This window comes from Rhodococcus daqingensis, from assembly GCF_042665615.1.
In the GTDB taxonomy this organism is placed as follows: Bacteria; Actinomycetota; Actinomycetes; order Mycobacteriales; family Mycobacteriaceae; genus Rhodococcus_G; species Rhodococcus_G daqingensis.
In genome coordinates this window covers 317,255-326,269 of record NZ_JBHTCS010000017.1, presented here as the reverse complement: position 1 = coordinate 326,269, position 9,015 = coordinate 317,255, and the positions used below count along the sequence as shown (strand labels likewise).

11 protein-coding genes are annotated in these 9,015 nt (G+C 69.7%); 9 read left to right on the top strand and 2 right to left on the bottom strand.

Annotated features, from left to right (window positions below; translation table 11 throughout):
- Positions 1-14: 14 nt before the first annotated feature.
- On the top strand, positions 15-983 hold the full coding sequence (locus ACFQS9_RS15690) for an alpha/beta hydrolase (protein WP_378406532.1): 969 nt from the start codon (positions 15-17) through the stop codon (positions 981-983).
- A 49-nt stretch (positions 984-1,032) separates the two neighbouring features.
- Here ACFQS9_RS15690 and ACFQS9_RS15685 read toward each other — a convergent pair whose 3' ends face one another.
- Complete coding sequence (locus tag ACFQS9_RS15685) at positions 1,033-1,824, bottom strand: DUF3109 family protein (RefSeq protein ID WP_378406530.1); 792 nt, start codon at positions 1,822-1,824, stop codon at positions 1,033-1,035.
- A 66-nt stretch (positions 1,825-1,890) separates the two neighbouring features.
- Between ACFQS9_RS15685 and ACFQS9_RS15680 the strand changes: the two genes are divergently transcribed.
- Genes ACFQS9_RS15680 through ACFQS9_RS15670 form a run of 3 tightly spaced genes read left to right on the top strand, consistent with a single transcriptional unit; the run spans position 1,891 to position 5,170 of the window.
- Positions 1,891-2,844: a Ppx/GppA family phosphatase gene (locus tag ACFQS9_RS15680; protein ID WP_378406219.1), complete on the top strand. Its 954-nt coding sequence runs from the start codon at positions 1,891-1,893 to the stop codon at positions 2,842-2,844.
- A complete protein-coding gene (locus ACFQS9_RS15675; RefSeq protein ID WP_378406218.1) occupies positions 2,841-4,286 on the top strand; it encodes a hypothetical protein in 1,446 nt (481 codons plus the stop codon). Before ACFQS9_RS15680 ends, ACFQS9_RS15675 begins: the two co-directional genes overlap by 4 nt.
- Before the next feature lie 11 nt (positions 4,287-4,297).
- Entirely contained in the window at positions 4,298-5,170 is an 873-nt protein-coding gene (locus ACFQS9_RS15670) for a sugar phosphate isomerase/epimerase family protein (RefSeq protein WP_378406216.1), read from the top strand.
- 9 nt (positions 5,171-5,179) lie between these two features.
- Here ACFQS9_RS15670 and ACFQS9_RS15665 read toward each other — a convergent pair whose 3' ends face one another.
- On the bottom strand, positions 5,180-5,596 hold the full coding sequence (locus ACFQS9_RS15665; protein ID WP_378406214.1) for a hypothetical protein: 417 nt from the start codon (positions 5,594-5,596) through the stop codon (positions 5,180-5,182).
- Positions 5,597-5,703: 107 nt separating this feature from the next.
- Between ACFQS9_RS15665 and ACFQS9_RS15660 the strand changes: the two genes are divergently transcribed.
- The 5 genes from ACFQS9_RS15660 to ACFQS9_RS15640 all read left to right on the top strand — a co-directional run bounded on the left by ACFQS9_RS15660 (position 5,704) and on the right by ACFQS9_RS15640 (position 8,829).
- Positions 5,704-6,366: a MerR family transcriptional regulator gene (locus ACFQS9_RS15660; RefSeq protein ID WP_378406212.1), complete on the top strand. Its 663-nt coding sequence runs from the start codon at positions 5,704-5,706 to the stop codon at positions 6,364-6,366.
- The gene (locus ACFQS9_RS15655; RefSeq protein WP_378406210.1) at positions 6,363-7,250 is read left to right on the top strand and encodes a thioesterase family protein; all 888 of its coding nucleotides are present in this window, start codon (positions 6,363-6,365) and stop codon (positions 7,248-7,250) included. Before ACFQS9_RS15660 ends, ACFQS9_RS15655 begins: the two co-directional genes overlap by 4 nt.
- An 81-nt stretch (positions 7,251-7,331) precedes the next feature.
- The gene (gene proC, locus ACFQS9_RS15650; RefSeq protein WP_378406208.1) at positions 7,332-8,147 is read left to right on the top strand and encodes a pyrroline-5-carboxylate reductase; all 816 of its coding nucleotides are present in this window, start codon (positions 7,332-7,334) and stop codon (positions 8,145-8,147) included.
- A 125-nt stretch (positions 8,148-8,272) separates the two neighbouring features.
- Entirely contained in the window at positions 8,273-8,506 is a 234-nt protein-coding gene (locus ACFQS9_RS15645) for a helix-turn-helix domain-containing protein (RefSeq protein ID WP_378406206.1), read from the top strand.
- 221 nt (positions 8,507-8,727) lie between these two features.
- On the top strand, positions 8,728-8,829 hold the full coding sequence (locus tag ACFQS9_RS15640) for a 30S ribosomal protein bS22 (RefSeq protein ID WP_003402602.1): 102 nt from the start codon (positions 8,728-8,730) through the stop codon (positions 8,827-8,829).
- The last annotated feature ends 186 nt before the right edge of the window (positions 8,830-9,015 follow it).

Genomic DNA, 9,015 nt, shown 5'->3' with positions numbered 1-9,015 from the left:
CCGCGGCCATCGTGATGGGGCTGGCCGGCGCGCCTGTCGCGGCGGCGCAGACCCCCGCTCCGGCGACGCCCGGGGTCGCCGCGCTCGACCACATCGAGCGCGTCGGCGACCGGCGCTGGAACGTCTTCGTGCACTCGCCCTCGATGAACGAGGTGGTGGAGCTGCAGGTGCTCCGACCGGCCGACACCAGCGCCGCCCGCCCGACGCTGTACATGCTCAACGGCGCCGGCGGTGGGGAGGACGGCGCGAACTGGATTCGCCAGACCGACATCGTCGACTTCTTCGGCGACAAGAACGTGAACGTCGTGATCCCTGTCGGCGGGTACATCAGCTACTACACCGACTGGCGTCGCGACGACCCGGAGCTCGGCCGCAACCAGTGGCAGACCTTCCTCACCGAGGAGCTGCCACCGGTGCTGGACGCGGCGCTCGGCGCCAACGGTGTCAACGCGATCGGCGGGCTGTCGATGTCGGCCGGTTCGGTCCTGGACCTGGCGATCCAGGCGCCCGGGCTCTACCGAGGCGTCGCCTCGTACAGCGGCTGCGCGATGACCAGCGACCCGGTCGGGCAGGCCATGGTGCGCGTCGTCGTCGAGGGCGCGGGCGGCGGCGACACCCGCAACATGTGGGGCCCGACCGACGACCCGGACTGGGTCCGGCACGACCCGTACGTCAACGCCGAGAAGCTGCGCGGGCTGGAACTGTTCATCTCGAGCGGCAGCGGTCTCCCGGGCCCGTTCGAGGAACCGGGCGCGAACCGGCCCGCCGCATCACCGCCGCTGGCGGACCAGATCGTGGTCGGCGGGGCGATCGAGGCCGCGACCAACCACTGCACGCAGCGGTTGGTGCAGCGGCTCGGAGAGCTCGGGATCCCGGCGGAGGTGGACCTGCGCCCGACGGGAACCCACTCGTGGGGGTACTGGCAGGAGGCACTGCACCGTTCGTGGCCGGTGCTGGCCCGCGCGCTCGGGCTCGACGGCTAGAAGGGGTTGTCGACGTAGACCGGGGTGGATCGAGCGGCCCCGTCCGCCGTTACTCCTGGCCGGCCGCCTTCGCCTGCGCGGCGGTCGTCGCCGGGTGCACGGCGATCAGGCCCAGCCCCGCGCGCCGACGGCAATGCTTGGCCAGCTCCTCGTACGCGGGCTTACCGAGCAGCTCCGTCAGCTCGGGGGCATAGCTCTGCCACACCGGCTTCGATCCGACGTGCGCGTCCGGCGAGCCCGAGCAATACCAGTGCAGGTCCTCACCGCCCTCGCCCCAACCGCGGCGGTCGTACTCGGTGATGACGGTCTTGAGGATCTGCGAGCCGTCCGGCCGCTCCACCCAGTCCTGGGTGCGGCGGACGGGCAGCTGCCAGCAGACGTCCGGCTTGACCTCGAGCGGCTCGATGCCCTTGCGCAGGGCCATCGAGTGCAGCGCACAGCCGATCCCGCCCTCGAATCCGGGCCGGTTGAGGAAGATGCACGCCCCCTGGTAGCGCCTGGTGCGCAGCGCGGGCTCGTCGTCGAGATCGTCCTCCTCGACGTACCCCTTCTTCCCGAGACCCTTCTCCATGAACTGCCAGTCCCGCTTCGTGAGCAGTTTCACTGACCGGTCGAGCTTGGCCTTGTCGTCGGCGTCGGAGAGGAAGGCGCCGTGCGAGCAGCAGCCGTCGTCGGGGCGTCCCGCCACGGTGCCCTGGCACGCAGGCGTGCCGAACACGCAGGTCCAGCGCGAAAGCAGCCAGGTCAGGTCCGCCACCACGAGATGTTCCGCGTTGGCGGGGTCCACGAATTCGATCCACTCACGGGGGAAGTCGGGGTCGACTTCCGGAGTCGGCTCCATCTTCGAATCGGGCGTGGTGTTGCCTGCTGTCACAAGTCTCGACGGTAGACCCAGTACCGTGGTCACGTGCGGTTAGGGGTACTCGACGTCGGAAGCAACACGGTTCATCTACTCGTGGTGGATGCCCACAGGGGCGCACACCCGACGCCGATGAGCTCCACCAAGTCGACACTGCGGCTCGCCGAGAACACCGACGACCGCGGCGACATCACCGTGTCCGGGGCCGACAAGCTGGTCGCGGCGGTACAGGATTTCTCGAGTATCGCCACGACGTCCGGCTGCGGCGAGCTGATGGCCTTCGCCACCTCGGCCGTCCGGGACGCCAACAACTCCGAGGCTGTGCTGGCCCGCGTCCGCGACGAGACCGGGGTGGCGCTGGAGGTGTTGTCCGGTGTCGACGAGGCGCGGCTGACCTTTCTCGCGGTGCGGCGCTGGTACGGCTGGAGCGCGGGCCGGATCATGAACTTCGACATCGGCGGTGGCTCGCTGGAACTGACCTCCGGCGGCGACGAGGACCCGGACGTCGCGTTCTCCCTCCAGCTCGGCGCCGGCCGCTTGACCCGGGACTGGTTGCAGGCCGACCCGCCCGGCAAGCGCAGGGTGGCGGTGTTGCGCGATTGGCTCGACGCGGAGCTGGTCGAGCCGGCCAAGGCCCTGCGCGCCGCCGGAGAGCCGGACCGGGTCGTCGGGACGTCCAAGACGTTCCGGTCGCTGGCGCGACTCACCGGGGCGGCACCTTCCGCCGCCGGACCGCGGGTTCAGAGGACACTGACTGCCGGCGGTCTGCGTCAACTGATCGCGTTCATTTCTAGGATGACGATGTCGGACCGCGCAGAATTGGAGGGTGTGAGCTCGGATCGGTCACAGCAGATCGTGGCGGGCGCACTGATTGCGGAGGCAAGCATGCGGGCACTGTCGGTGGACTCGCTGGAGATCTGCCCCTGGGCTCTGCGTGAGGGGCTGATCCTGCGGAAGCTGGATACCGAGATGGGCGGAGAACTGGTGGTGAGTGCGCGATGAGCGAAGGATCCGAGGACACCGGGCAGATCTCAGTTGCCGAGCTGCTGGCGAGGAACGGCCAGCAGGTCGAGTCGCGCGGTGGACGACGCCGTCGAGGAGTCGCCGGTGGCGGGATCAGCGTTGCCGAGCTGACCGGCGAGATCCCTGTGATCCGGCCGCCCGAGGACTCGCGGCACACGATTCCCGAGGTTCCCGACCTGTCGGTCGCACCGCCCGCGCCCGTCTCACCGCCCGAACCTGTGTCGCCGCCCGTGTCTCTCTCACCGCCCGAACCCGTGTCACCGCCCGCGCCCGCCGCGGTCACACCGCCCCAACCCGCCGCGCCGCCCGAGCCCGCCGCGCCGCCCCAGCCCGCCCCGCAGCCCCGGTCCCGCCGCGCGGACCGCTCGCCCGTGTCTCCGGTCGTCGCGCGCTACACGGTCCCCGAACGCGAGCGGCCGACCATCCCGCCCGTCCCCGAGGTGCCGAGGGGCGAGACGCCGAAGTTCGAAGCTCCCAAGTTCGAGGTGCCCGAGTTCGAGGTGCCGAAGGTCGAGCCGGTCGCGCCCGTGTCCGCCCCGGTGGCCCCCGCACCCGCGCCCGCGCCGGTCGCCCCCGTGGCCGCGACGCCCACGCAGTATCGCGCTGCCGCGACGCCCGATGCCACATCGGCGACAACGGTGGCCGCCCTGCCGCCGCAGTACGGTTCGCAGTCCGGCTCCTTCGGTCGGGTGAGCGTCCCGCCCGCACCGGCCGAGGCGCCCAAGGTCAGGCCCGAGACCTCCATGCGCGCGCCGATCGCGGATCAGCCGAAGACCTCGGCCATGCCCGCCGCGGAGATTCCGCCCGCCCCGCGTCCCGGATTCGTGCCGTACACCCCCGTCCGCGAACCGGCGTTGCTGTCCGGGTCGAGTGTCGAGGGCGACCTCATGCGCCAGGCCAGGGCGGCAGGCACCTCCCGTCGGGAGACGCTGGAGGAGGCCAGGGCGCTGGTGCACGTCACCGGCGAGATCCCACGGGTCGTCGTACCGAAGACGTCCGCTCCCACCGCGTCGGCGCTCAAGGAACGAGCGCTCAAGGAATCGGTTGCCGAGGATTCGGCGCGCGAGGGAGCGGTGCTGGGGTCCGCGGAGCCGGCCGATTCGGCGGACCGGGCGGCGGACGAAGTCGTCGACGACGCGCCGTCCGATCGAAACGACAAGCAGGCGGCCCGCGAGTGGGCGGTCCTGATCGGTCAGGGCATCGTCGCCCTGCTGGTCGGTGGGCTGCTGTTCAAGGGCTTCGAAAAGCTGTGGGATGTGTTGCCCTGGGTGGCGCTGGTCCTCGCCGTGCTGGTGATCGCCGGCCTGGTGGCGGTGGTCCGGATCCTGCGGCAGACCGATGACCTGGTGAGTCTGTTGATCGCGATCATCGTCGGCGTGTTCGTGACGATCGGTCCGCTCGCCTTTCTGCTCACGACCTGACCGAGGTGGCGATGGACGGATCCCGAACCGGGACGCGCAAGGTTCTCGTCGGTCTCTCGACTGCGTCGGTCTATCCACAGAACACCGAGGCGGCCTTCGAATACGCCGCCGAGCTGGGCTACGACGGCATCGAGCTGATGGTCTGGGCGGAATCGGTGAGCCAGGACATGGACGCGGTCAAGGCGCTGGTCCGCAAGTACGCCGTCCCCGTGCAGGCGGTGCACGCGCCGTGCCTGTTGATCTCGCAGCGGGTGTGGGGCGCGGACCCGGTCGCCAAGCTGGAGAAATCGGTCCGCGCCGCCGAGGTGCTCGGAGCGCACACCGTCGTCGTGCATCCGCCGTTTCGATGGCAGCGCAAGTACTCCGAGGGCTTCGCCGACCAGGTGCGCGAGCTCGAGGAGCGGAGCGACGTGGCGGTCGCCGTGGAGAACATGTTCCCGATGCGCGCCGATCGCTTCTGGGGCAAGCGCGCGAAGTCGGCCGAACGGCTCGAGAAGCGGGGCGGGCCCGGTCCCGGGGTGTCCGCGTTCGCGCCGTCCTACGATCCGACCGACAGCGGCCACGCCCACTACACGTTGGATCTCTCGCACACGGCGACCGCGGGCATGGACGCCCTCGACCTGGCCCGGCGGATGGGCTCGGGGCTGACCCACCTGCACCTGGCGGACGGGCGGGGCGCGTCCGTCGACGAGCACCTGATTCCCGGGCACGGCAATCAGCCGTGCGCACAGGTGTGCAGGCAGCTCGTCGAGAGCGGCTTCGACGGGCAGGCGGTGCTGGAGATCAACACCCAGAACGCGCGCACCACGGCGGAGCGGTCGTCGATGCTCGCGCAGTCGCTCGCCTTTGCCCGCGAGCACCTGTCGGTGGGCGCGCGCTCGTAGCGACGGCCGTCAGAGCGCGCCGACGCCCGCGGCGATCACCGCGATCCCGGCGACGATCAGCCCCGCCACCAGTACTCCGAACCCGATCCACACCGACCGGATCCAGGCGTTCGGGCGTTCGGGTTCGGTGCCGATCACGGACAGGAAGAACCCGGTGGGCACGAAGATCGCCGAGGTGAGCACCAGGATCGATCCGGTCGCCGACCACCCCGGGGAGACGCCGGCGACCTGGGTGAGCAGCGCGACCACCAGTCCGAGTGTCACCAGCACGCCCGCGTGCGCGTGGCCGGCGCGGAACATCGTCTTCTGCAGGGCGTTGGCGCCCTGCTTCCCGCTGATGACGCGGAGCATGAAGGTGCCGCCGAAGGCGATCCCGACGACGGTGAGGAGGGTGACGCCGACGACGATCGTGAGGATGGGGTCCATGGCGGGTCTCCTGGTTCGAGGGGTAGTCTGAGGGCGTCTGGATAGCGAAACTATCCAGTAAGTTGGATAGTAGAAGTATCCAATCGTTCCGTCAACCAGGAGGGTCGATGCGCGTCTCCGAGCTCGTCGAGCGGTCCGGGCTCCCGCTGGCGACGATCAAGTACTACCTGCGTGAGGGCGTCCTGATGTCGGGCGAAGCGACCAGCGCGACCCAGTCCAGCTACGGCGAACAACACCTGCGGCGCCTCGCGCTGATCAAGGCCCTGGCGGGCGCCGGCCTGCCGATCCACAAGATCCGCGCGATCATCCGACTGATCGACGAACCCGTCGGCGGCCTCTACGACACCCTGGGACGGGCGGTGGCCACGCTGCCTCCCTACCCGGACGACGCCGAGGCGGAGGGGCGAGATCATCCCCGTGCCCGCCGCCTGCTGGATCGGCTGGGGCAGGTCTACGACCCGGCGTTCCCCGCGGTCGGCCAGCTCGAGCGGGCCCTGAAGGCGGTCGAGGATGTCGGCATCCCGATGACCGACGAACGGATCGACGCCTACGGCAGGCACATCATGGGGATCGCGGAGGTGGACCTCGCGCAGATGCCGACCTCGTCCACCCAGGCGGCCGTCGAGTATGCCGTGCTGGGCACCGCGATCTACGAGCCCGTGATCGCTGCGATGCGCCGACTCGCCCACCAGGACATCGCGTCCAGAAGCTTCCCGCCCGCCGGATCGACTCCGTCGGGCGCGCACGAACCCCGAGAGGAAATCCGATGACCCGACCCGCCACCACGCTCACCTCGACCCGCCCGTTCGCGGACCTGACCACGCTGACGGACCTGGGCGGCGGCAATTTCGGGGCCGTGATCGACCCGATCTGGACCATCGGGCCGAAGGTGCACGGCGGCTGCATGATGGCCCTGTGTGCCGCCGCGGCGCGCGATGCGATCCGGGCGCCGTACGAGACGGCGGGCGCGGAGCGCCCCATCGACACCGGTGCCATGCAGCCGATCGCGGTCAGCGCCGGCTACCTCAACGCACCGGACCCCGGCGAGGTGCGGCTGGTGACCACCGTCCGCAAGCGCGGCAGGCAGGTGTGCCTGGTCGATGTGGACCTGATGCAGGGCGACAGGGTCGCGGTGTCCGCGGCGGTGACCCTCGGCGTCCCGGACGTCGGCGAGCCCCGCCACCAGGAGCCCCTCGCACTGGCGGAGTTGTCCGCCGAGCCGCCCGCCGACGCCGTCCACATCACCCCCGACCATCCGATGGGGCAGATCGTGCACGTCGCGAAGGGATGCGACCTCCGCGTCGATCCGTCCGCCGCGCTGTTCCTGGCCGGGCAGCAGGGTGACCCGGTGAACCGGATGTGGGTGCGCCCGTTCGCCGAGGACGAGGCCGATCCGGATGTCGCGGTGCTCTTCGCCCTGATGACCGGTGACATCAGTGCCCCGGTGACGATGAACCGCGGCATGTTCGGGTGGGCGCCGACCGTTCAGCTCACCACCTACCTCCGGCGTCGTCCCGCGCCGGGCTGGCTGCGGGTGATGGCCAGTGCGACGGTGCTCGGCGACACCTGGTTCGAGGAGGACCATCTCGTCCTCGACGAGACCGGGCAGGCCGTGGTGCAGAGCCGTCAGCTGGCCATGATCCCGAAGGGCTGATCCCGCCGGACCTCCCTGGTGCCCGCGCCCGAGCGCGAGGCACTAGCCGCCCGCCGACGGCTGCATGGCAGGCTTGCGACCATGACGAGAATTGCAGTGATCGGTGGCGGCAGGATCGGCGAGGCGCTGATCGCGGGGCTGCTTCAGTCGGGTCGTGCGCCGAAGGATCTGGTCGTCGCCGAGTCCTCGGCCGAACGGGCGGACGAACTGACGGGACTGTTCGGCATCAGGGCCACCACGATCGCCGATGCGGCCGAGGGTGCCGACGTCGTGGTCATCGCGGTGAAGCCGAACGACGTCGATGCAGTGATGGCCGAGCTGACATCGGTCGAGCTGGACGGGGACCGCGAGCAGATGGTGGTCTCGCTGGTGGCCGGTCTGCCGACCTCCCGGTACGAGGCCAAGCTGCCCGCCGGGTTCCCGGTGGTGCGCGTGATGCCCAACACCCCGATGCTGGTGGGCGAGGGTGTCAGCGTGATCGCGGGAGGGCGGTACGCGAAACCGGAGCACCTCGCGCTGGTCACCGACGTCCTCGCGTCGGTGGGCAAGGTGGTCGCGGTCGCGGAGTCGCAGATGGACGCGGTCACCGCGGTGTCGGGGTCCGGGCCCGCCTACTTCTTCCTGATCGTCGAGGCGATGGTCGACGCGGGCGTCGGTATCGGCCTGACCCGGGCCACCGCGACCGAGTTGGTCGTGCAGACGATGCTGGGTTCGGCGGCCATGCTCGACCGGTCCGGCGAGTCGGCCACGGATCTGCGCGCCGCCGTGACGTCGCCGGGCGGCACCACCGCGGCGGCCCTGCGTGAGCTCGAGCGGGGCGGGGTCCGGACCGCGTTCTACGAAGCGCTGGTGGCCGCGAAGAGCAGGTCTGCCGTTCTCGGTGGTGGCACCGAATAGATATTGGTACTCCACACCCGTCGCTGTAACCCCATCTGTCCCGCTAAGCTGATTACAGCACGTGCGTGTCTGTTCCGCCGGAGGGGAAGCCGGCGGCGCGAGACGTGCCGGAGGTATGTGGATTAATGGTGTCTACAAGTAAGTCGAAGGGGCCCAGCCCCGACGGTCAACCCATGGTCGGCGGCACGCAGTTTCTCACCGTCGCCGAGGTGGCGACGCTGATGCGGGTCTCCAAGATGACGGTGTACCGGTTGGTGCACAACGGCGAGCTGCCCGCGGTGCGGGTGGGCCGGTCATTCCGAGTGCATGCGAAGGCGGTGCACGACTACCTGGAAACCTCGTATTTCGACGCGGGCTGACCGGTCCGGATGTTCCCCTCGGGCGGCGTGTCCGGGGGCGAACGAAGCTCGGTTTCTGCGGAGCGAGGCCGCACCGGTACGATGATCACTTGTCGTGCCAGCCAGCCGGTGTCATCAGGCGCTGGGTTAGCAGATACGAGGCCGAGCGCCAGATTCGTAACGCACGCGTACGTCACCGGCGTGCGCAGGACCGCTAGAGAAGAACGTGAGGGACACCCGCCATGGGTTCAGTGATCAAGAAGCGACGCAAGCGCATGTCGAAGAAGAAGCACCGCAAGCTGCTTCGTCGGACCCGAGTGCAGCGTAGGAAGCTCGGTAAGTAAGTCGCCGAGTCAGGCTTGGGGCGCGAAGTCCCCGACGATGCCCGTCACCGCAAGGTGGCGGGCATCGCTGCATTCCAGGGCCCGATTGGTCGATCGTCCAGGGTTCGGCTCGACGAACTTCGTTCTATGCTGATACGAAATACCTGGTAAATAGGTATTTCGGCCGCGTTAAGATGCCGTGCGGTC